The sequence below is a fragment of the Ectothiorhodospira sp. PHS-1 genome (assembly GCF_000225005.1).
Lineage (GTDB): Bacteria > Pseudomonadota > Gammaproteobacteria > Ectothiorhodospirales > Ectothiorhodospiraceae > Ectothiorhodospira.
Window position 1 is genome coordinate 13,636 of sequence record NZ_AGBG01000016.1, and the last position, 22,029, is coordinate 35,664.

The following is a 22,029-nucleotide window of genomic DNA, read 5'->3' on the forward strand; positions in this document are numbered from 1 at the left end:
TGTTTATAATAGGGTCCGTCTCTTGAGGTTGTGTCTGCATGAATCATCCAACCCTGGAATCCTTTGTGGGCAATACGCCCCTGATCCGTCTGCAACGTCTGCCAGGGCAGACCTCCAATACCATTCTGGCCAAGCTGGAGGGGAATAACCCCGCCGGCTCCGTCAAGGATCGCCCGGCCCTGCACATGATACAACGTGCCGAGGCCCGAGGTGATATTCGTCCCGGCGATACCCTGATCGAGGCCACCAGTGGCAATACGGGCATTGCCCTGGCCATGGCGGCCGCCATCAAGGGTTATCCCATGATCCTCATCATGCCGGCCAACATGAGTGCGGAACGGCGGGCCGCCATGAAGGCCTTCGGCGCCCGGATCGTCCTGGTCAGCAAGGAGGAGGGCATGGAAGGCGCCCGCGACCTCGCCCAGCAGATGCAGGCCGAGGGCAAGGGGCGGGTGCTGGATCAGTTTGCCAATCCGGACAATCCCCTGGCCCACTATGAAACCACCGGACCCGAGATCTGGCGCGATACCGAGGGCGGCGTCACCCACTTCGTCAGCGCCATGGGTACCACCGGCACCATCATGGGGGTTTCCCGTTACCTCAAGGAGCAGAACCCCGGAGTGAATATCGTCGGCGTGCAGCCGGCGGAGGGGGCCGCCATTCCCGGTATCCGGCGCTGGCCCGAGGCGTATCTGCCCAGGATCTATGAGCCCGAGCGGGTGGATACGGTCATGGACGTGAGTCAGGGCGAGGCGGAAGATACCATGCGTCGCCTGGCCGCGGAGGAGGGCATCTTCGCGGGCGTCTCCTCCGGGGGTGCCGTGGCCGCCGCCCTGCGCCTGTCGGCCGAACTCGAGAACGCGGTGATCGTGGCCATCATCTGCGACCGGGGGGATCGCTACATCTCCACCGGGGTCTATCCCGCATGAGCGTGGCATTGTCAGAACCGGTGATGGTCTTCGATATCGAGACCATTCCCGATGTGGCGGGTGGTCGCCGGCTCCTGGGCCTGGACGGGCTGGGAGACGCGGAGGCCGCCAAGGCCATGTTCCAGCTCCGGCTCCAGAAGACCGGCAGTGAATTCCTCGCGCATCACCTGCATCGGGTGGTGGCCATCTCGGTGGTACTGGCTACCCGGGATCAGCTCCGGGTCTGGTCCCTGGGGGGACCGGAGTCCGACGAGGCCGAGCTGGTGCGGCGCTTTTTCGAGGGTATCGAGCGCTATGCACCCACCCTGGTGACCTGGAACGGCGGTGGCTTCGATCTGCCGGTGCTTCACTACCGCAGTCTGCTGCATGGGGTGTCGGCCCCGCGCTACTGGGATACCGGCGATGACGACCGCAATTTCCGCTACAACAACTATCTCTCCCGCTACCACTGGCGTCACCTGGACCTGATGGACGTGCTGGCGGGTTTTCAGATGCGCGCCAATGCCCCTCTGGACGAGGTGGCTTCCCTGCTGGGCTTTCCCGGCAAGATGGGCATGAGCGGCGCCGATGTCTGGGATGCCTGGCTGGCCGGTAACATCCAGGGCATCCGCCATTACTGCGAAACCGACGTCCTCAATACCTATCTGGTCTATCTGCGTTTCGAGCATCTGCGCGGTCGTCTGAGTCCTGAAGGACTGGCCCGCGAACAGACCCGCCTGGCCGAGATGCTGGCCGCCGCGTCCCAGCCTCATCTGCATGAATTTCTGGCAGCCTGGCAGGGTGCCTCCGCTTCCTCCACCTGAATCGATCGATCACATCCATGAGTTCCCGACGCCGATCCCGGCTGCCCCAGGAGGCAGTCCAGACCCGTATTGACGCCATCACCCACGAAGGACGGGGCGTTGCCCGCATCGAGGGCAAGACCGTCTTCATCGATGGCGCCCTGCCCGGGGAAACCGTCACCTTCCGCTATCACAAGCAGCATCGGCGCTATGACGAGGGTCGGGTGGAGACGGTGCTGGAGGCCTCGCCGGACCGGGTCGAGCCCCGTTGCCCCCATTTCGGCCTGTGCGGCGGCTGTGCCCTGCAGCACATGGACCCGGCGGCCCAGGTGCGGGCCAAGCAGCAGGTCCTGCTGGATGATCTGCGGCACATCGGTGACGTGGCCCCGGATGAGATCCTGGCACCCATCACTGGCCCGGTCTGGGGCTATCGCCGCAAGGCCCGGCTGGGGGTGAAGCATGTGCCCAAAAAGGGGGGCGTGCTGGTGGGATTCCGGGAAAAGGGCAGCCCCTACCTGGCGGCCCTGACCACCTGCGAGGTGCTGCATCCGGCGGTGGGGCAGCGGATCATGGTGCTGCGGGAGCTGATGGGCCGGCTACGTGCCCGGGACCGTATTCCCCAGATCGAGGTGGCAGTGGATGACGCCGACCAGGTGGCCCTGGTGTTTCGCAATCTGGACCCGCTCGATGCCGCGGATCAGGCAATCCTGACCGGTTTCGGGCAGGAAACCGGGTTGCAGATCTGGCTGCAGCCCGGTGGTCCAGAGACCATCATCCCCCTGTGGCCGACCTCCCCACCGGTGCTGACCTATGGTCATCCCGGGTACGGCACCCGGGTACCGTTCGCCCCGGTGGACTTTTTCCAGGTGAACACCCCCATCAATCGGGCCATGGTGCCGCGGGCCTTGTCCCTGCTGGAGGTGGCGCCGGAACACCGGGTACTGGATCTGTTCTGCGGTCTGGGCAATTTCACCCTGCCCCTGGCGGGGATGGCGCGGGAAGTCATCGGCGTGGAAGGGGATGCGGCCATGGTGGAACGGGCGCGCCGCAATGCGGTCGAAAACAGCATCGACAATACCCGCTACCATACCGCCGATCTGGCCGCCGATCCTGGCAACGCCCCCTGGCTGTCGGGTCCGGTGGACCGGGTGCTGCTGGATCCGCCCCGTTCCGGGGCCCGGGAGGTGCTGGCGTCGCTGGCCCGTCTGGGGGCCGAGCGCATGGTCTATGTGTCCTGCAATCCGGCCACTCTGGCGCGGGATGCGGGGGAACTGGTCCACCGGCACGGGTATCGTCTGGTCGCCGCCGGTGTCATGGACATGTTTCCCCATACGGCCCACGTGGAGTCCATGGCACTGTTCGTCCGGGCCTGAACCTGCGAGGCAGTGCCGTCATGATCGACACCACCACCCTGGTCCTGGGCAAGGGACTGCTGACCGCCGCCGTGCTGCTGGGCCTGTGCGGATGGCAGATCCTGTCGGTGCGCCGCGCCCTGGCGGCGCGGCGGCGGGCGCGGGAATCCCCGCCCCCGGACCGCACCTGAAGCGGGGTCAGAGATCCCGCAACAGTTCGTTGATACCCACCTTGGAACGGGTTTTTTCATCCACCCGCTTCACGATCACGGCGCAGTAGAGGCTGTACTTGCCGTCCTTGGACGGCAGGTTGCCGGATACCACCACCGAGCCGGCGGGGATGCGGCCGTAGGTCACTTCGTCCTTCTCCCGGTCATAGATGCGGGTGCTCTGACCGATGTAGACCCCCATGGAGATCACCGAGCCTTCCTCCACGATCACCCCTTCCACCACTTCGGAGCGGGCGCCGATGAAGCAGTTGTCCTCGATGATGGTGGGAGAGGCCTGCAGGGGTTCGAGCACGCCGCCGATGCCCACGCCCCCGGAGAGGTGCACGTTCTTGCCGATCTGGGCACAGGAACCCACGGTGGCCCAGGTGTCCACCATGGTGCCGGCATCCACATAGGCGCCGATGTTCACGTAGGAGGGCATCAGCACCACGCCGGGGGCGATGTAGGCGCCGCGCCGGGCGGTGGCGGGCGGCACGATGCGCACGCCGCTCTCGCGCAGTTCCCGGGAATTGCTGTCGGCCCACTTGGCGTCCACCTTGTCGTAATAGTGGGTGAAGCCGCCCTTCATGAGCTGGTTGTCGTTGATGCGGAACGACAGCAGCACGGCCTTCTTGAGCCACTCGTTCACCACCCACTGGCCATCACGCTTTTCCGCCACCCGGGCGGTGCCCCGGTCCAGCATGTCGATGGCTTCCATCACCGCATCCTTGAGGCGGGTGTCAGCATTGCGCGGGTTGATTTCGACGCGTCTTTCAAAGGCGTCTTCGATGAGGGTCTGGATATCGGTCATGGAAATACTCCGGTGATGATGAAGGTAACAAGGAGGAGGATAGCCGGGGATCGGCTGATTCAGTGATCCGTCAGGAACGCCCGGATGCGCTGGGCGGCTTCCACGCATTCCGCCAGGGAAGCCACCAGGGCCATGCGCACCCGGTTGCGGCCGGGGTTGCCGGCGGCGGTGTCCCGGGACAGGTAGCTGCCGGGCAGGACGGTGATGTTCCAGCGGGCAAAGAGTTCGCGGGCGAAGCGCTCGTCATCCATGGGGACTTCCGGCCACAGATAGAACCCCGCGTCGGGCCGCCTCACGGGCAGGACATCACTCAGGATTTCAAGGACAGCGTCGAACTTGCGGCCGTAGAGATCCCGGTTTTCCTCCACGTGGGTTTCGTCATTCCAGGCCGCGATGCTGGCCGCCTGTACCGGGGGCGCCATGCTGCAGCCGTGGTAGGTCCGGTATTGATGGAAGGCCGTCATGACCCGTGCATCGCCGGCCACGAAGCCGGAACGCAGGCCCGGCAGGTTGGAGCGCTTGGACAGGCTGTGGAAGACCACCACCCGGTTGAAGTCGCCCTGGTGTCGGGCCGCGACCCCGAGCAGGCCCGGCGGTGGTGGCTGGTCGTTGAAATAGATCTCGGAATAGCACTCGTCCGCGGCGATGATGAAGTCATGGCGATGGGCCAGTTCCAGCACCCGCACCAGGTAATCTTCCGGCATCACGCTACCGCTGGGATTGCCCGGGCTGCACAGATACAGGAGCTGGCAGCGGTCCCACTGTGCCGGCGTGACGGCATCCAGGTCCGGGAGGAAGCCGTGCTCCGGCAACAGGTCCATGAAGCGGGGTCTGGCATCGGCCAGCAGGGCGGCCCCTTCGTAGATCTGGTAGAACGGATTGGGCATGAAGACTTCCGCCGATTGCCGGCTGCGGTCCACCACGCACTGGGCCAGGGCGAACAGGGCTTCCCGGGTGCCGCTCACGGGCAGGATATGGTGCTGGGGGTCCAACAGGCCCTCGGGCAGGCCGAAGCGTCGGCCGGCCCATCCGGCGATGGCCTCGCGCAGGGCATCCGAACCCCGGGTGAGGGGGTAGCCCGACAGGCCGTCCAGATGGGCGATGAGGGCCTCCCGGGCCACGGCGGGCGCGGCGTGTCGGGGTTCGCCGATGGACAGGGCGATGTGTCCGAGTGCGGCCGGAGGCGTCGCCCCCTGCTTGAGGGCGGCCAGCTTCTGGAAAGGATAGGGTTGCAGTCGATCCAGATCGGGATTCATCGTGCCGTGTCGTCGGTGGTCGGTTGAACGGCGCGACAGTATACGCCATAACGGCGTGTCCCGGCCGATCCGCCGGTCCTCATGGGGTCTGCGGGCTGGTGGCGGGGTCCTGCAGCGCCTCCCGCAGGCGATCCGTGATCAGCTGCCGTCGTTCCGGGTCCTGGATGGGCTGGTCATTCAGTTCGGTGACGTAGAATACGTCATCGGCCTGCTCGCCGGCGGTGGCGATCTTGGCATTGTAGACCTTGACCCCGCAGTCCATCAGCACGATGCCGATCCGTGACAGCAGTCCCGGCCGGTCAGCCGTGGAAATGGACAGTACCGTGCGGTTGTGGTGGGGCAGGGGATCGAAGCTCACCTGGGTGGCCACGTCGAAATGCTTGAGCCGGCGCGGGGTGGTGCGCCGGATGACCCCGGGGCGCTTGTCCGGATCGTTGAGTCTTTCCCGGAGCAGTCGGCCGATTTCCTGGACCCGCTCGGCACTGGCGATGGGCTGACCGGTGTCTTCCAGTACCAGGAAGGTATCCAGGGTGCGATCGGTGCGCGTGGTGATGATTCTGGCATCCACGATGTCCAGTCCCAGCTGGGTCAGGGCGGTGGCGGTCAAGGCAAAGAGATGGGGGTGATCCCGGGTGTAGAGGAAGATCTCGGTGCTGCCACGGGCGGTTTCCTGGCGCACCAGGACCAGCGGCAGGTCCGCTTCATCCACCTCATGGATGGCGCGGGTGTGCCAGGCGATCTCGTCGGCGGAATGGCGCAGGAAGTATTCCGCGTCGAAATGGCCCCAGATCCGCAGGCAGTCGGAGGCCGCCATACCCTGTGCCTGGAGCAGTTCCAGGGCATGGGTCTGTACCTCGCCCACCAGTTCGTCCTGGTCCGGCGGATTGTCCAGGCCGCGGCGCAGCATGCGCTGGGTAGAGGCATGGAGGCTGGAGATCAGCGAGCTTTTCCAGGAATTCCAGAGCTGTGGATTGGTGCCCTGGATGTCCGCCACGGTCAGCAGATAGAGATGAGTCAGGCGCATGCTGTTGCCCACCTGGGCGGCAAACTCCATGACCACCCCTGGATCGGAGATGTCGCGCCGCTGCGCAGTCAGGGACATGAGCAGATGGGCCTTCACCAGCCAGGCCACCAGATTGGCGTCATGGACCGCCAGGCCATGATGCAGGCAGAAGTTTCGCGCCTCGTCGGCGCCCAGTTCGGAATGATCACCATCGCGCCCCTTGGCGATGTCATGAAACAGCCCGGCCAGATAGAGCAGCTCCGGCTTGGGGATCTGGCGGAACAGCCGCGCACATTCGGGCAGGTCGCTCTCGTGCTCGGGCGCGGCGAAGCGCCTGAGATTGCGAATCACACCCAGGATGTGCTCATCCACGGTGTAGATGTGGAACAGATCGTACTGCATCCGGCCCACGATCATGCCGAAGGCCGGCAGATAGGCGGCCAGAACTCCGTAACGGTTCATTCGCCGTAGCTGCCGGGTGACCCCGTGGGGTTGACGCAGGATCTCCATGAACAGGGTGCGACAGGCGAGATTCTGGCGGAATTCATCATCGATCAGGTGTCGCTGGGCACGGATCTCGCGGATGGTGGAGGCCCGAATGCCTTTCAGTTCCGGATGTTGCTGCAGCAGCAGGAAGGTCTCCAGCAGGGCCGGGGGGTACTGCCGGAAGACCTGGGGATGGGTGATCTCCAGAAAACCCCGTCGGGCCTGGAAGCGGCGGTTGATGGGTACCACCTCGTCACTGTGATCTTCCAGAAGAATGGCTTCGCTGAAGTGCTGCAGCAGCATTTCATTCAGGCACTCAAGCACCATCACGGCACGGAAATACTGCTGCATGAACTGCTCCACGGCCAGATTATGATCCTGGTCGGTGAAGCCCAGCAGATTGGCAAGGCGGCGCTGATAATCGAACAACAGCCGGTCTTCCTTGCGACCGCTGAGCATGTGCAGGGCAAAACGTACCCGCCACAGATAGTTCTGTCCGGCCACCAGGTCGTGGCACTCCGCGTCGGTCAGAAAGCCGTGGGATACCAGTTCATCCAGGGCGCTGGCGCCGAAATGGCGTTGGGTCACCCAGCCGATCATCTGGATGTCCCTGAGGCCGCCGGGGCCTTCCTTGAGATTCGGCTCCAGGCGATAGGCGGTTTCACCGAAACGCTGGTGCCGGGCCTCCTGTTCCGCCAGCTTGGCGGCGAAGAATTCGCGGCTGTTCCACATGCGCTCAGGGGCGATTCGCTCCCTCAGGGCCTCGAACTGGCCGGTCGGCGTCAGCAGGGGGCGAGATTCCAGCAGGTTGGTGGCGACGGTGATGTCCCGCGCGGCCTCCCGGGTGCAGTCATCCAGGGTGCGCACACTGTGCCCGACCTCAAGGCCGATGTCCCAGAGAAAGGTGAGGAACTGCCCGATTCGTTCCTCCTGCTCCCGGTTCAGGGGGGTATCGAAGAGCACCAGGATGTCGATGTCCGAACCGGGATGCAGTTCCCCGCGGCCATAGCCGCCCACGGCCACCAGGCCCAGTCCGGCCTGGTGGTGGAGCGACAGGGCCTCCCAGGCCGCCACCAGCAGGCGATCCATGGCGGCGGCCCGGGCCTGGACAAGATCGGTGACGTCCACCCCGTCGATGAAGGCCGTTTCCAGATCCTTGCGTACCCGGGTAACGAGAGACGCATACTGCAGTCGGTCCGGCGGTTGCACGGGGCGAAGGTCCTGGTACGACGCCTCCCACTCCAGGCGGTGAGCAATGGGGTCGGGCAGCGGGGTCAGGAGACGCATGCGGGCAGGCTCAACAAGGCGGGGTCTCGTCCTTGCGCAGGGTGAGGACTTCATGGCCGTCCTCGGTGACGAGGAGGGTATGCTCCCACTGGGCGGACAGGCTGTGGTCCTTGGTGACCACGGTCCAGCCATCGGCCAGCAGGCGGGTATGACGCTTACCTGCGTTGACCATGGGCTCGATAGTGAAGGTCATGCCGGGTCTGAGTTCCACGCCTTCCCCCGGGCGTCCGAAGTGCAGGACCTGAGGGTCTTCATGAAACTCCCGGCCGATGCCGTGGCCGCAGTACTCACGCACCACGCTGAAGCGTTCTTTTTCCACGTAGGTCTGAATGGCGTGACCGATGTCGCCCAGGCGGACACCGGGGGCCACCATGTCGATGCCGCGCCACAGGGCTTCATGGGCCACGTCCACCACCCGTTGGGCCTGCACGGAGGGCTTGCCGATGATGAACATGCGGCTGGTGTCGCCGTGATAGCCGTCCCGGATCACGGTGATATCGACATTGAGGATGTCACCGTCCTTGAGGCGGCGGTCGCCGGGGATACCGTGGCAGACCTGGTGGTTGATGGATGTACAGATGGACCGGGGGAATCCTCGATAGTTCAGGGGGGCCGGTATGGCGCCCTGCACCCGGGTGATATGGTCGTGGCAGAGCCGGTCCAGTTCGTCGGTGGTGATGCCCGCCTGCACATAGGGGACGATCATTTCCAGCACCTCGGCGGCACAGCGGCCGGCCAGGCGCATTTTCTCGATTTCTTCCGGGGTCTTGATGGTGACGGGCATGCTGGGGAGGGTCCGGGGTAGGGCGCCTTGGCCGGCGCCGATGGGGTCCGGCGGACCGCGCCATGCGTTTGTTGTGAAAGACTGTTTATGGTATAAAGCGCCCGCGTTCCATGCAAACCCAACTGCGGGTGCGTACTTCATCCACTTCATTGTTCCAAATCCACACATGCGCCGGCACGTGCAGCGGGGTGCCCCGAAAGGGGTTGCTGTTCGGGGCGCATGGAGGCCCAACCCGAGGAGAACCTCTCGTCATGCCTAACGTGACCATGCGTCAAATGCTCGAAGCCGGTGTCCATTTCGGTCACCAGACCCGTTACTGGAACCCCAAGATGGACCAGTATATCTTCGGGCATCGCAACAAGATTCACATTATCAACCTTGAAAAGACCGTCCCCCTTTTCAACGATGCCATGAACTACCTGGGCAAGATGTCCGCCAATGGTGGCAAGATCATGTTCGTGGGCACCAAGCGGTCCGCCCGTGATCTGGTGGCCGAACACGCCCAGCGCTGCAAGATGCCCTACGTCAACCACCGCTGGCTCGGCGGCATGCTGACCAACTTCAAGACCGTGCGCGAATCCATCCGTCGTCTCAAGGAACTGGAGACCATGAAGGAAGACGGCACCCTGAACCGCCTGAGCAAGAAGGAAGCCCTGATGCGCACCCGCGAGATGGAAAAGCTAGAGCGCAGCCTGGGCGGCATCAAGGATATGCCCGGTCTGCCCGATGCCATGTTCGTGATCGACGTGGGCTATGAGCGCATCGCCATCAGTGAAGCCCGCAAGCTGGGTATCCCCGTAGTTGCCGTGGTGGACAGCAACAACTCCCCCGAGGGCGTCGATTACGTCATTCCCGGCAACGATGACGCCATGCGCGCCATTCAGCTCTATCTCGCCGCCGCGGCCGACGCCGTGTGCGACGGTCTCAACGTGGCCCGCACCACTGCTTCCAGCGAGTTCGTCGAGGTGGAAGAGGCGGCTGCACAGCCCGCCGCCGAAGCCGGCGACAAGTAACACGCTGCCGGGGCCGCGCCCATCTTCGGGGCGGTCCCGACGACACAGATTTGATTCAGGAGTGACCCCATGCAGATTACCGCATCCATGGTTAAGGAACTGCGCGAACGTACCGGCGCAGGCATGATGGAATGCAAAAAAGCGCTGGCCGAAGCCGGCGGCGACATGGAGGCTGCCATCGAGCAGATGCGCAAGTCCGGTGCCGCCAAGGCTGTGAAGAAGGCCGGTCGCGTGGCCGCCGAAGGTCAGGTGATGGTCGCCGCCAGCGAAGACGGTCGTCGCGCCGCCATCGTGGAAGTGAACTGCGAAACCGACTTCGTGGCCAAGGATGACAACTTCCAGGGCTTCGTCCGCCTGGTGGCCGACACCCTGGTGGCCCAGTCACCCGCCGACGTGGAGGCCCTGATGGCCCTGTCCACCGCGGAAGGCACACTGGAAGAAGTCCGTGCCGGTCTGGTGGCCAAGATCGGCGAGAACATCCAGGTGCGTCGCTTTGAAGTGATCAACAGCGACGGCCGTCTGGGTCATTATCTGCACGGTACCCGCATCGGCGTGCTGGTGGAAATGAACGGCGGCAATGATGACCTGGTGCGTGACGTGGCCATGCACATCGCAGCCAGCCGTCCGGTCTGCGTCGACGAGTCCCAGGTGCCTCAGGAACTGCTGGAGCAGGAAAAGAACATCTTCCGCGCCCAGGCCGAGGAAAGCGGTAAGCCGGCCGAAATCATCGAGAAGATGATCGTCGGTCGCATCAAGAAATATCTGGCGGAAATCACCTTGGTGGGTCAGCCCTTCGTCAAGGATCCCGATAATACCGTGGGCAAGCTGCTGCAGGACGCCGGCGCCCAGGTGAATCGCTTCGTACGTTACGAGGTGGGCGAAGGGATCGAGAAGAAGGTGGAGAATTTTGCCGAAGAAGTGATGGCCCAGGCCAAGGGCGCTTGATATCTTCTGTATCCTGATGGCGGTGGCTCCAGATGATGGGGTCACCGCCGTCCGCATGAGTGTCCCGGTTCACCGGAGGCACCCGGTTTCAGGCTCGACACAATACAAACAAGGTTTCCCATGAGCGATGACAAGCGTCCCGCCTTTAAGCGCATCCTTCTGAAGCTGAGTGGCGAGGCCCTGATGGGTGACCTGGATTTCGGTATCTGTCCGGACATCCTGGCCCGGGTCGCTCGCGAGGTGTCCGAACTCAGTCGCCTGGGCGTGGAGGTGGCCATCGTCATCGGAGGCGGCAACATCTTCCGCGGTGCCGGCATGGCCCAAGGCGGCATGGACCGGGTCACGGCCGACCATATGGGCATGTTAGCCACGGTGATGAATGCCCTGGCCATGCAGGATGCCCTGGAGCGGGAAGGGAAGTTCTGTCGCGTCATGTCCGCCCTCAAGATCAATCAGGTCTGCGAGGACTACATCCGTCGTCGTGCCGTGCGTCACCTGGAAAAGGGCCGCATCGTCGTCTTTGCCGCCGGCACCGGCAATCCCTTCTTTACTACCGATACCGCGGCCAGCCTGCGGGCCATCGAGATGAACACCGATATCATGATCAAGGCCACCAAGGTGGATGGTGTCTATGACTCGGACCCCATGACCAATCCCGATGCCAGCCGTTACGAGCGCCTCACCTACGAGGAAGTGCTCACCCGCCGCCTGGGTGTCATGGATGCCACGGCCATCGTGATGTGCCGGGATAATGACATGCCGATGCGGGTCATCAACATATTCAAGGAAGGGGACCTGCTGCGCCTGATCATGGGCGAGAATGTGGGCACCCTGGTCGAGAGAGGTTGAACAGCATGATTGAAGCTATCAAGAAGGATGCCGCGACCCGCATGGGCAAGAGCATCGATTCCCTGCGTCAGGAAATGGCCAAGATCCGCACGGGTCGCGCCCACACCAGCCTGCTGGACCACGTGATGGTGGAGTATTACGGCAGTGAGGTACCCATCAACCAGGTGGCCAACGTGGGTGTGGAAGACTCCCGCACCCTGACCGTGACCCCCTGGGAACAGCCTATGGTGGCCAAGGTGGAGAAGGCCATCATGAACTCCGACCTGGGTCTGAATCCCTCATCGATGGGTACCGTGATTCGTGTTCCCATGCCGGCCCTTACCGAGGAACGGCGCAAGGACCTGGTGAAGGTGGTGCGCCACGAGGCTGAAAACGCCCGTGTCGCCATCCGCAATATCCGTCGTGATGCCAACAATGAACTCAAGAACCTGGTCAAGGACAAGTCGATCTCCGAGGACGAGGATCGCAAGGGTCAGGAAGAAGTGCAGAAGCTGACCGATCAGTACATCGCCGAAGTCGACCGTGTGCTGGCGGAAAAGGAAAAGGAACTGATGGCCGTCTGAGCCGCGGGATGAACCACCGATAGTGACTCAAGCGCCCGCCAGTGCACCGGGTATCCCGCGTCATGTGGCCGTTATCATGGATGGTAACGGTCGCTGGGCCCGTGCCCGTCATCTTCCCCGCACCGAAGGTCATCGCCAGGGCGTCAATGCCGTCCGGATGGTGGTGCGTACCTGCGCTTCCCGCGGGGTCAAGGTGCTCACCCTGTTCGCCTTCAGCAGCGAGAACTGGCGTCGGCCCCGGCAGGAAGTCGGGACCCTGATGGAGCTGTTCGTGGGCTCTATCCGCCGCGAACTGCCGGAGCTGGAGGAAAAGGGCATCCGATTGCGTTTCATCGGCGATCGCAGCGCCTTTTCCTCGCGGCTTCAGGATCGCATGGCGGAGGCGGAGCAGCGCACCCGTGACAATACCCTGATGGAGCTGGTGGTGGCGGTGAGCTACGGCGGGCGTTGGGACATCACCCATGCTGCCGCCGTACTGGCCGAAAAGGTCCGCGCCGGTGTGCTGACGCCCGAGCAGATCACGCCGGAGATTCTGGATGCCCATCTCTCTACCGCCGGTCTTCCCGACCCGGATCTGTTCATTCGCACTGGCGGGGAAAAACGGGTGAGCAATTTTCTGCTTTGGCAGCTGGCCTATACGGAGCTTTTCTTTACCGACGTGCTCTGGCCGGATTTCAGCGAGGACGACCTGAACCAGGCCTTTGCCTGTTTTTCCGGTCGTCAGCGCCGTTTCGGGTATATCGAAGAACAACTGGCCGGAGGCAGTGGTGCTTAAACAGCGAGTCATAACCGGTCTTCTGCTGGCCGTGGTGGTGTTTTCGGCGATCCTGTTGTTGCCGTCCTTCTGGTTTGGGCTGGCGGTATTGGCCGTGTGCCTGGGTGGGGCCTGGGAATGGGCCCGGCTCTGCGGCCTGGAGTCCGGCGGGCAGCGAGGCCTGTACGTGACCGGGGTCGCCGCCCTGGCCGGACTGGGTGCCTTCACGGCCTTCGCCCTGGACCAGATCTGGCCGGTGGTGCTGGGCGTCCTGTGGTGGGGCGGGGTTCTCGTGGTGCTGGCCTTCTACCAGCCGGCGGCCCGGGACAACCGGGTCCTTTGGCGACGCTATGGCCTGGGCAGTGCGGGCGTGCTGACCCTGGTACCCGCCTTCATCGCCCTGGTCTGGCTGCATCAGGTACAGCCCGCCCTGGTGCTCTATCTCATTCTGCTGACGGCGACGGCGGACAGCGCCGCCTATTTCGCCGGGCGTCGTTTCGGTCGTCATAAGCTGGCGCCACGCATCAGCCCCGGCAAGACCCGCGAAGGTCTGCTGGGTGCCCTGATTGCCATCGTCCCCTTCGGCCTGCTGGGCGCCTGGTATTTCGGCGTGATCCCCGCCCTGTGGTTCTTCTTTGTCTGCCTGTGTCTGGTCACGGCCCTGGTGTCCGTGGCCGGAGACCTGTTTGAAAGCGTGCTCAAGCGGGAGGCCGGTGCCAAGGATAGCGGTGCCTTGCTGCCCGGACACGGCGGTATTCTGGATCGCATCGACAGCCTCACCGCGGCAGCTCCCGTCTTCCTGATGGGCCTCCTGTGGGGCGTAATTATGGCAAGATAGTCCCTTGATGGCGAAAGCGGCCTTTGCCGGGGCCCGGCTTGCCGTTTCACCCCAAGGTCAGTTTACCGGGAGACTTCTTGATGAGTGCTTCACCAAAGGGCGTCACCGTCCTTGGCGCGACTGGAACCATCGGCGTCAACACCCTGGACGTCATCGCTCGCCATCCGGACCGCTATCGCGCCGTGGCCCTCACCGCCAATGGCAATGTGGAGCGTCTGCTGGAGCAGTGCAGGACCCATCGGCCCGACTATGCGGTGGTGGCCGATCCGGCCCATGCGGGGGCACTGGAAGCCGGTATTCGTGCCGCCGACCTGTCCACCCGGGTCATGGCCGGTCCCGAAGCCCTGGCCGAAGTGGCCGCCCTACCGGAAACCGATTACGTCATGGCTGCGATCGTCGGCGGGGCGGGGCTGTTGCCTTCCCTGGCCGCTGCCCGGGCGGGCAAGCGGGTGCTGCTGGCCAACAAGGAAGCCCTGGTGATGTCCGGACGCCTGTTCATGGATCAGGTCCGGGCCTCGGGCGCGGAACTGCTGCCCATCGACAGCGAGCACAACGCCATCTTCCAGTGCATGCCGTCTGATTTTTCCCGCGGTCTGCCCAAGGTGGGGGTGGAAAGAATCCTGCTGACTGCATCCGGCGGACCCTTCCGGCGCCTGCCTGCCCAGGATCTGGAGGCGGTCACGCCGGATCAGGCCTGTGCCCACCCCAACTGGGTCATGGGCCGCAAGATCTCGGTGGATTCCGCCTCCATGATGAACAAGGGCCTGGAACTGATCGAGGCCTGCTGGCTGTTCGATACCACGCCGGAGTGTATCGAGGTGGTACTGCATCCCCAGAGCGTGATTCACTCCATGGTGGCCTATACCGATGGCTCGGTGCTGGCCCAGTTGGGCAATCCGGACATGCGTACCCCCATCGCCCACGCCATGGCCTGGCCGGAGCGCATCACCTCGGGCGTGGCGCCGCTGGACATCATGGAGATTGCCCGCCTGGATTTCGAGCGTCCCGACATGGACCGTTTCCCCTGCCTGCGACTGGCCTACGAGGCCTTCAGTGCCGGCGGTACCGCCACCGCCATCCTCAACGCGGCCAACGAAGTGGCCGTGGATGCCTTCCTGTCGGCGCGCATCCGTTTCACCGACATCCCCCGGCTGATCTCCCATGCCCTGGAGACCCTGCCCCATCAGGAAGCCGATTCCCTGGAGCGGATCCTGGCGGTGGATCGGGAAGCCCGGGAAGTGGCGGCCGCGGCGGTGCGCGAAGGCCGGCTGCTTGAGCGTTCCCTGCATTCATGAGCATCCTGATCAGCATCCTCGCCTTCATCGTTGCCATCGGGCTGCTGGTGACGGTGCACGAGTTCGGCCACTATTGGGTGGCCCGGCGTTGCGGCGTGAAGGTCCAGCGCTTCTCCATCGGCTTCGGTCGTCCCCTGTGGACACGGGTGGCAGGCCGGGATCGCACCGAATATGTCATCGCCGCCATCCCCTTGGGCGGCTATGTGAAGATGCTCGATGAGCGCGAGGAGCCGGTGCCGGAGGCGGAGCGTCATCGCGCCTTCAACCGCCAGACCGTGGGCCGGCGCATGGCCATCGTCGCCGCCGGTCCGGCGGCAAATTTCCTCTTTGCTATCCTCGCCTACACCTTGATGTTCATGGTCGGGGTCGGCGGCATCAAGCCCGTGGTGGGGCATGTGGAGCCCGGTTCCCTGGCCGCCGAGGGCGGTTTCGAGGCCCGGGATCTGATCCTGCGGGTGAACGAGACCGAAACGGCCACCTGGGAACTTGCCGCCCTCAATCTGCTCGAACAGGGCCTGGATGGTCGCCGGGTGGAGGTACTGGTACGCGATGCCGAGGGCAGGGAAGTGGTTCGTTCACTGGACCTGAGCGACCGGCGCCGACTGCTGGACGAAGGTCCCCTGTTGGACAAGCTGGGTATCGTTGCCTGGCATGCCTGGTCGGAGCCGGTACTGGGGGAACTGATCCCGGAGGGTGCCGCGGCCCGTGCCGGGCTACGCTCGGGAGACCGGATCCTGCAGGCGGACGGCATCCGCATCGACAGCTGGCAGTCCTGGGTGGCCCATGTTCAGGCCCGCCCCGAACAGCCCATCGAGCTGTGGATCGAGCGGGACGGTCGCCGTGAATTCATGGTGATCCGGACCGACAGCCGGGAGGTCAACGGCGAGCGGGTGGGGCTGATCGGCGCCTATCCCCATGTGGACGAGGCCACCGCCGAGGCCATGCGGGCCCAGGTCCGTCACGGCCCCTGGATCTCGTTCGTCCATGGCGTGGAACGAACCTGGGCCATGAGCGTCATGACCCTGCGGGTGATGTGGCGCCTGCTCACCGGCGAGGCGGCGGTGAGCAATATCGCCGGCCCCATCAGCATTGCCGAGTATGCGGGCGTCACCGCCGTGATCGGGCTCTCGGCATTTCTGGGTTTTCTCGCCATCGTCAGTATCAGTCTCGGGATCATCAATCTGCTGCCGATTCCCATACTTGACGGTGGTCATCTGCTGTACTACTGCGTGGAGCTCATCAAGGGCAGTCCCGTGTCGCCGACGGTGGAAGCCATCGGCCAGCGGGTCGGGATCGTGATGATCGGACTTTTGATGACGCTCGCGTTCTATAACGATTTCATGCGAATCCTGGGTTGATACCGAATGTCTCGTGAGTCACGACGTCTGCTTGCCGGTCTGGGCCTTGCCGCCATGCTGGGCTGGTCAACATCGGCACTGGCCGGCAACGGTTTTGTGATCCGGGACATCGAGGTCGAGGGTCTGCAGCGCATTGCCGCCGGCACGGTGTTCACCTACCTGCCCGTGGCGGTGGGGGATGCCTTCGATGACGGCCAGGCACCGGAGGTGATCCGGGCCCTGTTCCGTACCGGCTTCTTCTCCGACATCTCCCTGAGTCAACGTGGTGACGTGCTGGTGGTGGAGGTGGAGGAGCGGCCCGCCATCAACGAGATCCGCATCAGCGGCAATCGGGACATCAAGACCGACCAGCTCCTGGATGCCTTGCGGCAGGTGGGCATGGCCCGTGGTCGGGTCTTCAATCGCACCGTGCTCGAGCGCATGGAGAATGAACTGCTGCAGCAGTATTTCGCCCGCGGCAAGTACAACGTGCAGGTGGATGTGGAGGTGGAGTCGCTGCCCCGCAACCGGGTTGACGTGGTCATCGAGATCGCCGAGGGTCGGGTGGCCCGGATCCAGCAGGTGAGGGTGGTGGGTAACGAAGCCTATTCCGAGCGGGAGCTGATTCGTCGTTTCGATTCCGGCGTGCCCCGCTGGTATGCCCTGTTCAGCCGCCGTGATCATTATTCCAAGCAGCGCCTGGCGGGGGATCTGGAAAAACTGCGTACCCGCTACCTGGATTCCGGCTTCATCAACTTCAACGTGGATTCCACCCAGGTCACCCTGACCCCGGATCGTCGGGACATCTATGTCACCATCAATATCGATGAAGGCGAGCAGTATCGGGTGAGCGAGGTCAGTCTGGCGGGCAATCTCATCGTGGACGAGCAGGAACTGCGGGATCTGCTGGCCATTGCCCCGGGGGATACCTTCTCCCGCAGCCTGATCACCGAGACCTCCAATCGCATCTCCCGCCGTCTGGGGGATGAGGGTTACGCCTTTGCCAACGTCAATCCGATTCCCCAGCTTGACGAGGAGAATCAGGAGGTTGCCCTGACCTTCTTTGTCGATCCCGGTCAGCGGGTCTATGTGCGCCGGATCAACTTTACCGGTAACTCCCGCACCCAGGACGAGGTCTTTCGCCGTGAAATGCGGCAGATGGAAGGCGGTTGGTATTCCACCTCGAACGTGGATCGCTCCCGGGTCCGCCTGCAGCGCCTCTCCTATGTGGAGGATGTGAACATCGAGACCCGCCGGGTGGCCGGGACCGAGGATCAGGTGGACCTGGACATCGCGGTGTCCGAGCGCCTGTCCGGCAGTTTCATGATCGGTGCCGGGTATTCCCAGAGCCAGGGCGTGCTGTTCAATACCAGCCTGTCCCAGGACAATTTCTTTGGTACCGGCAACCGGGTCTCCCTGGCCCTGAACAACAGCCGGGTGAGCACTCTCTACAGCCTGTCCTTTACCAACCCCTATTACACCCTGGACGGGGTCAGTCGGGGCTTCAATATCTTCTATCGGGAGACGGATGCCTTCCGGGCGGATATTTCCCGCTATTCCTCCAACCGGCTGGGGGCCAATATCACCTACGGCATTCCCCTCACCGAGTACAACACCTTCCGCATCACCCCCGGCTATGAGCGGGTGGAGATCCTCACTTCCGACAATACTCCCGATGAGATCTTCAACTACCTGGATGAAAATGGTGACCGGTATGATCTCTATACCCTGACTACCAGCTTCATCCATGATACCCGCAACCGGACCGTGTTCGCGGATCGCGGCAACCTGCAGCGGATCAGTCTGGAGGCCTCCCTGCCCGGCAGCGACCTGGAATACTATAAGGTGGATTATCGCAACCAGCTCTTCATCCCCCTGCGGCCGGGGCTGACCTTCGCCCTGTCCGGGGAAGTGGCTTACGGGGATGCCTACGGGGATACCTCCGATCTGCCGTTCTTCGAGAAGTTCTTCGCCGGCGGCACCCGCTCGGTACGGGGTTACCGGGATCTGAGCCTGGGACCCCGGGACAGCCGAAATGACCCTTATGGCGGGAACTTCCGGGTGCTGGGCAGTGCCGAACTCATCTTCCCGCCGCCGTTCATGGATCAGGCCCCCAATGTGCGCATGAGCCTGTTCCTGGATGCCGGCCAGGTATTCGAGACCTATGATGATTTCGAGACCGGCGAGATCCGCGCCTCGATCGGTGCCGGCATGACCTGGCTGTCCCCGGTGGGCGCGTTGACATTCAGTCTGGCGCAGGCGTTAAATGACAAGCCCGAAGATCGCCTGCAGTCGTTCCAGTTCAGTATCGGCGCCTCCTTCTGACGGCGTCTTGTCGAGTATGAAAAAGGGTTGTTGAACGGGCTGAGTCAGCCTTTTGTCTGCCCAAGTTTTGGAGAAACGGTTTGAAGCGCAATGTTCTGAGAATCACCACCGGCCTGTTGCTGGTGTGTTTGCTTGCGATCTCCGGTGCCGCCGCGGCCAACGCCAAGGTGGCCTTCGTCAACATCAATCGTGTCATGGAACAGTCTCCCCAGGCGGAGGCCTCCCTGCGGGCGCTGGAAGAAGAGTTCTCCCCCCGGGACTCGGAGCTGGTGGCGGAACGGGACGCCCTGCGCCGCATGCAGGAGCGTCTGCAGCGGGATGCCGAGGTGATGGGTGCGGATCGCCGTGCCGAACTTGAGCGTGAATTCCGCACCCGTTCCCGGGAGTTCACCCGCGCCCAGGACATGTTCCAGGAAGATCTGAATGTGCGGCGCAACGATGAACTGGCCCGGCTCCAGCGCCTGGTGCACAACGTGATCATGGAGATTGCCCGTGCCGAAAACGTGGACCTGGTGGTCACCGAGCGCACGGTCCTGTACGCCAGCGACCGTATCGATATCACCGGCAAGGTTCTGGAAGAGCTCCGCCGCCAGCATCAAAGAGCCCGCCGCTGATCCGGGGCGGAAGTGATGTCGGTTTCACTGAAAACACTGGCGCGGGCCATCGGCGCCGATCTGCACGGAGCCGGCATTGATGCCGGTGAACGTGTCCTGGACAGCGTGGCCCCGCTGGGCGATGCCGGTCCCGGTCAGCTGTGCTTCATGACCCATGATCGCTACCTGCCCGAGCTCCGTCGGACCCGGGCGGGAGCGGTCATCCTCAAGCCCGCGCATCTACCCGAGTGCCCGGTGCCGGCCCTGGTCTGCGCCAATCCGCACCTGGGATTCGCCCGGGCGGCGGCCCTGTTGCATCCCGAGCCTGTACCCGAACCCGGCATTCATGCCAGTGCCGTGGTCAGTCCTCGGGCCAGGATTCATCCCTCGGTCAGTGTGGGGCCGCAGTGTGTCGTGGCGGCGGGCGTGCAGCTGGATGCCGACGTGGTGCTGGGCCCCGGCTGTATCATCGGCGAGAATGCCCATGTGGGCGAAGGGACCCGGATGCTGGCCCGGGTGACGGTGGGTGCCCGTGTCAGGATCGGTCGGCGAGGATTGCTGCACCCTGGGGCAGTGGTGGGTTCGGAGGGGTTCGGCTTTGCGAAGGACGGCGAGGCGTGGATCCGGGTGCCGCAGGTGGGTACGGTGATCATCGGTGACGATGTGGAGGTGGGGGCCAACACGACCATCGATCGCGGTGCGCTGGAAGATACCGTGATCGAGGACGGGGTGAAACTGGACAACCTGATCCAGGTGGCCCACAACGTGCATATCGGTGCCCACACGGCCATGGCCGGGTGTGTGGGGATCGCCGGTAGTGCCCGCATCGGCAGGCGTTGCTCCATTGGCGGGGGGGTCGGCATTGCGGGCCATCTGGAAATCGCAGACGGAGTGACGGTCACGGGCATGACCCTGGTGAGCCGTTCCATCCCCGAGCCTGGTGTCTATTCCTCGGGTGTGCCGTTCTCACCGGCACGGGAATGGAATCGCAGCCTGGCGCATTTGCGGCGACTCGACACCCTGTCGCGGCGCGTCAGATCCCTGGAAGAGCAGGCATCACGTCAGGGCACCAAGGCTGACTCTGACAACGAATAATCGGTGGTTTGCAGGCAACGCGCAGGGTGGATCCGCCGGCGGCCTGCGAACGCATGACCCTATAAAGTACAAATAAGGAATGACAACTTGGATTCCATGAGCATACATGAGGTGCTGCGCTACCTCCCCCATCGTTTTCCGTTTCTGATGGTGGATCGGGTCACCGACCTCAAACCCGGTGAATATCTGGAGGGTATCAAGAATGTCTCCATCAATGAACCCTATTTCCCGGGTCATTTCCCCATCCGCCCGGTCATGCCGGGTGTCCTGATCCTGGAAGCCCTGGCTCAGGCCACGGGTCTGCTGGCCTTCAAGACCCAGGAACACCGGGGCGAGACCGACAAGCAGCAGCTGTATCTTTTCGTGGGCATCGACGAGGCCCGTTTCCGTCGCCAGGTGGAACCGGGTGATCAGCTCCATCTGCGGGTGGAACTGCTGCGCGTGGTGAGGGGTATCTGGCGCTTCAATGCCGAGGCCAGGGTGGACGGTGAAGTGGTGGCCACCGCGACGCTCATGTGCGCCGGGAAGGATCTGGAGTCATGATCGATGCCCGTGCCGTTGTAGAACCGGGGGCACGCATCGAGGAAGGAGTGCAGATCGGGGCCTTTTCGATCATTGGCCCCGAGGTGAGTATCGGCAAGGGAACCTGGATCGGACCCCATGTGGTGATCACCGGCAAGACCCGTATCGGCGAGGACTGCAAGATTTATCAGTTCGCGTCCCTGGGGGAGGCGCCCCAGGATCTGGGCTACCGGGATGAGGCCACCGCCCTGGAAATCGGTGATCGCACCGTGATCCGGGAGTACGTCACCATCAGTCGCGGCACCCCCAAGGGCGGTGGCGTGACCCGGGTGGGTTCCGACAATCTGATCATGGCCTATGTCCATATCGCCCATGACTGCCACGTGGGCGATCATGTCGTCTTTTCCAACGCGGCCTCCCTGGCCGGGCATTGTCAGGTGGGGGACCGGGCCGTACTGGGGGGATTCACCCTGGTCCATCAGTTCTGTCGGGTGGGGTCTCATGCCTTCACCAGCATGGGCGCGGCCCTGAACCGGGATCTGCCGCCCTATTGCATGGCTTCCGGCAATTACGCCCGTGCCGTCGGCATCAACAAGATCGGGCTCCGGCGTCGCGGTTATTCCGGGGAGACCATCCGTGCGCTGCAACGGGCATTCCGGCATCTGGTGGACGGTCGGGACCGGCAGCAGGGCCTGGAGGCCGTGGCGCCACTGGCGGAGGCGCACCCGGAAGTGGCGGATTTCGTGGCATTTGTGCGGGAAAGTTCCCGCGGCATTCTGCGCACCGATCGGCGCAGTTCCACGGACTGATCGGCACCGCCTTCAGAACCGGGAGTCTTCGGATCCGGACTCCCGTTTCAACGTCACATCCACGATCCGCACCTGCCTGATCGCCTCGATCTCATGGTCGGCGAACCACTGCTCCGCCAGCTTGCGAATGTCACCCAGACCGACCTTGGACAGGGCGATGTCCAGTTCCACGGTCACTTCCACTTTCACGGC

22 protein-coding genes are annotated in these 22,029 nt (G+C 63.7%); 17 read left to right on the forward strand and 5 right to left on the reverse strand.

Annotated elements, in window-relative coordinates:
- Positions 1-38: 38 nt before the first annotated feature.
- The 4 genes from cysM to ECTPHS_RS14785 are packed head-to-tail and all read left to right on the forward strand — an operon-like array spanning position 39 to position 3,254.
- Positions 39-929 (forward strand): cysteine synthase CysM, encoded by an 891-nt coding sequence (cysM, locus tag ECTPHS_RS08240; protein WP_008932266.1) that lies wholly within the window; start codon positions 39-41, stop codon positions 927-929.
- The gene (locus tag ECTPHS_RS08245) at positions 926-1,732 is read left to right on the forward strand and encodes a 3'-5' exonuclease (protein ID WP_246828344.1); all 807 of its coding nucleotides are present in this window, start codon (positions 926-928) and stop codon (positions 1,730-1,732) included. Before cysM ends, ECTPHS_RS08245 begins: the two co-directional genes overlap by 4 nt.
- 17 nt (positions 1,733-1,749) lie before the next feature.
- Positions 1,750-3,084, forward strand: a complete 1,335-nt coding sequence (gene rlmD / locus ECTPHS_RS08250; protein WP_008932268.1) for a 23S rRNA (uracil(1939)-C(5))-methyltransferase RlmD — start codon at positions 1,750-1,752, stop codon at positions 3,082-3,084.
- Between the two features lie 20 nt (positions 3,085-3,104).
- A complete protein-coding gene (locus ECTPHS_RS14785) occupies positions 3,105-3,254 on the forward strand; it encodes a hypothetical protein (protein ID WP_008932269.1) in 150 nt (49 codons plus the stop codon).
- 7 nt (positions 3,255-3,261) lie between these two features.
- Here ECTPHS_RS14785 and dapD read toward each other — a convergent pair whose 3' ends face one another.
- From dapD to map, 4 genes are all read right to left on the reverse strand, one after another.
- Complete coding sequence (dapD, locus tag ECTPHS_RS08255; RefSeq protein WP_008932270.1) at positions 3,262-4,083, reverse strand: 2,3,4,5-tetrahydropyridine-2,6-dicarboxylate N-succinyltransferase; 822 nt, start codon at positions 4,081-4,083, stop codon at positions 3,262-3,264.
- A 59-nt stretch (positions 4,084-4,142) separates the two neighbouring features.
- Positions 4,143-5,339, reverse strand: coding sequence for a succinyldiaminopimelate transaminase (dapC, locus tag ECTPHS_RS08260; RefSeq protein WP_008932271.1), 1,197 nt, complete (start codon positions 5,337-5,339; stop codon positions 4,143-4,145).
- A gap of 79 nt (positions 5,340-5,418) precedes the next feature.
- Positions 5,419-8,115, reverse strand: a complete 2,697-nt coding sequence (gene glnD, locus ECTPHS_RS08265) for a [protein-PII] uridylyltransferase (RefSeq protein ID WP_008932272.1) — start codon at positions 8,113-8,115, stop codon at positions 5,419-5,421.
- Positions 8,116-8,125: 10 nt separating this feature from the next.
- Positions 8,126-8,899, reverse strand: coding sequence for a type I methionyl aminopeptidase (gene map, locus ECTPHS_RS08270; RefSeq protein ID WP_008932273.1), 774 nt, complete (start codon positions 8,897-8,899; stop codon positions 8,126-8,128).
- 251 nt (positions 8,900-9,150) lie between these two features.
- Here map and rpsB point away from each other — a divergent pair, with 251 nt between their 5' ends.
- The 13 genes from rpsB (at position 9,151) to lpxA (ending at position 21,837) form a co-directional block, all read left to right on the forward strand.
- On the forward strand, positions 9,151-9,912 hold the full coding sequence (rpsB, locus tag ECTPHS_RS08275) for a 30S ribosomal protein S2 (RefSeq protein WP_008932274.1): 762 nt from the start codon (positions 9,151-9,153) through the stop codon (positions 9,910-9,912).
- A gap of 69 nt (positions 9,913-9,981) precedes the next feature.
- Entirely contained in the window at positions 9,982-10,857 is an 876-nt protein-coding gene (gene tsf / locus ECTPHS_RS08280) for a translation elongation factor Ts (RefSeq protein WP_008932275.1), read from the forward strand.
- Between the two features lie 120 nt (positions 10,858-10,977).
- Entirely contained in the window at positions 10,978-11,706 is a 729-nt protein-coding gene (gene pyrH, locus ECTPHS_RS08285; RefSeq protein WP_008932276.1) for a UMP kinase, read from the forward strand.
- A gap of 5 nt (positions 11,707-11,711) precedes the next feature.
- Positions 11,712-12,269, forward strand: coding sequence for a ribosome recycling factor (gene frr, locus ECTPHS_RS08290; protein ID WP_008932277.1), 558 nt, complete (start codon positions 11,712-11,714; stop codon positions 12,267-12,269).
- A gap of 22 nt (positions 12,270-12,291) precedes the next feature.
- On the forward strand, positions 12,292-13,044 hold the full coding sequence (locus tag ECTPHS_RS08295) for an isoprenyl transferase (RefSeq protein WP_040405557.1): 753 nt from the start codon (positions 12,292-12,294) through the stop codon (positions 13,042-13,044).
- Positions 13,037-13,861 carry a phosphatidate cytidylyltransferase gene (locus ECTPHS_RS08300; RefSeq protein ID WP_008932279.1) on the forward strand — a complete coding sequence of 275 codons (825 nt, stop codon included), beginning with the start codon at positions 13,037-13,039 and terminating at the stop codon, positions 13,859-13,861. Before ECTPHS_RS08295 ends, ECTPHS_RS08300 begins: the two co-directional genes overlap by 8 nt.
- Before the next feature lie 80 nt (positions 13,862-13,941).
- A complete protein-coding gene (gene ispC / locus ECTPHS_RS08305) occupies positions 13,942-15,156 on the forward strand; it encodes a 1-deoxy-D-xylulose-5-phosphate reductoisomerase (RefSeq protein ID WP_008932280.1) in 1,215 nt (404 codons plus the stop codon).
- Positions 15,153-16,514, forward strand: a complete 1,362-nt coding sequence (gene rseP / locus ECTPHS_RS08310) for an RIP metalloprotease RseP (RefSeq protein WP_008932281.1) — start codon at positions 15,153-15,155, stop codon at positions 16,512-16,514. Before ispC ends, rseP begins: the two co-directional genes overlap by 4 nt.
- Positions 16,515-16,520: 6 nt before the next feature.
- On the forward strand, positions 16,521-18,818 hold the full coding sequence (gene bamA, locus ECTPHS_RS08315; protein WP_008932282.1) for an outer membrane protein assembly factor BamA: 2,298 nt from the start codon (positions 16,521-16,523) through the stop codon (positions 18,816-18,818).
- Positions 18,819-18,898: 80 nt separating this feature from the next.
- Positions 18,899-19,432 carry an OmpH family outer membrane protein gene (locus ECTPHS_RS08320; protein WP_008932283.1) on the forward strand — a complete coding sequence of 178 codons (534 nt, stop codon included), beginning with the start codon at positions 18,899-18,901 and terminating at the stop codon, positions 19,430-19,432.
- Between the two features lie 15 nt (positions 19,433-19,447).
- Complete coding sequence (gene lpxD, locus ECTPHS_RS08325; protein ID WP_008932284.1) at positions 19,448-20,506, forward strand: UDP-3-O-(3-hydroxymyristoyl)glucosamine N-acyltransferase; 1,059 nt, start codon at positions 19,448-19,450, stop codon at positions 20,504-20,506.
- 96 nt (positions 20,507-20,602) lie between these two features.
- A complete protein-coding gene (gene fabZ / locus ECTPHS_RS08330; protein WP_371200091.1) occupies positions 20,603-21,049 on the forward strand; it encodes a 3-hydroxyacyl-ACP dehydratase FabZ in 447 nt (148 codons plus the stop codon).
- Positions 21,046-21,837 carry an acyl-ACP--UDP-N-acetylglucosamine O-acyltransferase gene (gene lpxA, locus ECTPHS_RS08335; protein WP_008932286.1) on the forward strand — a complete coding sequence of 264 codons (792 nt, stop codon included), beginning with the start codon at positions 21,046-21,048 and terminating at the stop codon, positions 21,835-21,837. The genes fabZ and lpxA overlap by 4 nt, the downstream gene beginning before the upstream one ends.
- 12 nt (positions 21,838-21,849) lie before the next feature.
- Here the strand turns inward: lpxA and ECTPHS_RS14790 are convergent, their stop codons facing one another.
- Positions 21,850-22,026 carry a hypothetical protein gene (locus ECTPHS_RS14790; RefSeq protein ID WP_008932287.1) on the reverse strand — a complete coding sequence of 59 codons (177 nt, stop codon included), beginning with the start codon at positions 22,024-22,026 and terminating at the stop codon, positions 21,850-21,852.
- Positions 22,027-22,029 lie beyond the last annotated feature (3 nt).

What these genes read in the sequence shown, in the direction of transcription:
- cysM (WP_008932266.1), top strand. Translation starts at nt 39, where the DNA reads ATGAATCATCCAACCCTGGAATCCTTTGTGGGCAATACGCCCCTGATC.
- ECTPHS_RS08245 (WP_246828344.1), top strand. Translation starts at nt 926, where the DNA reads ATGAGCGTGGCATTGTCAGAACCGGTGATGGTCTTCGATATCGAGACC.
- rlmD (WP_008932268.1), top strand. Translation starts at nt 1,750, where the DNA reads ATGAGTTCCCGACGCCGATCCCGGCTGCCCCAGGAGGCAGTCCAGACC.
- ECTPHS_RS14785 (WP_008932269.1), top strand. Translation starts at nt 3,105, where the DNA reads ATGATCGACACCACCACCCTGGTCCTGGGCAAGGGACTGCTGACCGCC.
- dapD (WP_008932270.1), bottom strand. Translation starts at nt 4,083, where the DNA reads ATGACCGATATCCAGACCCTCATCGAAGACGCCTTTGAAAGACGCGTC.
- dapC (WP_008932271.1), bottom strand. Translation starts at nt 5,339, where the DNA reads ATGAATCCCGATCTGGATCGACTGCAACCCTATCCTTTCCAGAAGCTG.
- glnD (WP_008932272.1), bottom strand. Translation starts at nt 8,115, where the DNA reads ATGCGTCTCCTGACCCCGCTGCCCGACCCCATTGCTCACCGCCTGGAG.
- map (WP_008932273.1), bottom strand. Translation starts at nt 8,899, where the DNA reads ATGCCCGTCACCATCAAGACCCCGGAAGAAATCGAGAAAATGCGCCTG.
- rpsB (WP_008932274.1), top strand. Translation starts at nt 9,151, where the DNA reads ATGCCTAACGTGACCATGCGTCAAATGCTCGAAGCCGGTGTCCATTTC.
- tsf (WP_008932275.1), top strand. Translation starts at nt 9,982, where the DNA reads ATGCAGATTACCGCATCCATGGTTAAGGAACTGCGCGAACGTACCGGC.
- pyrH (WP_008932276.1), top strand. Translation starts at nt 10,978, where the DNA reads ATGAGCGATGACAAGCGTCCCGCCTTTAAGCGCATCCTTCTGAAGCTG.
- frr (WP_008932277.1), top strand. Translation starts at nt 11,712, where the DNA reads ATGATTGAAGCTATCAAGAAGGATGCCGCGACCCGCATGGGCAAGAGC.
- ispC (WP_008932280.1), top strand. Translation starts at nt 13,942, where the DNA reads ATGAGTGCTTCACCAAAGGGCGTCACCGTCCTTGGCGCGACTGGAACC.
- rseP (WP_008932281.1), top strand. Translation starts at nt 15,153, where the DNA reads ATGAGCATCCTGATCAGCATCCTCGCCTTCATCGTTGCCATCGGGCTG.
- bamA (WP_008932282.1), top strand. Translation starts at nt 16,521, where the DNA reads ATGTCTCGTGAGTCACGACGTCTGCTTGCCGGTCTGGGCCTTGCCGCC.
- lpxD (WP_008932284.1), top strand. Translation starts at nt 19,448, where the DNA reads ATGTCGGTTTCACTGAAAACACTGGCGCGGGCCATCGGCGCCGATCTG.
- fabZ (WP_371200091.1), top strand. Translation starts at nt 20,603, where the DNA reads ATGAGCATACATGAGGTGCTGCGCTACCTCCCCCATCGTTTTCCGTTT.
- lpxA (WP_008932286.1), top strand. Translation starts at nt 21,046, where the DNA reads ATGATCGATGCCCGTGCCGTTGTAGAACCGGGGGCACGCATCGAGGAA.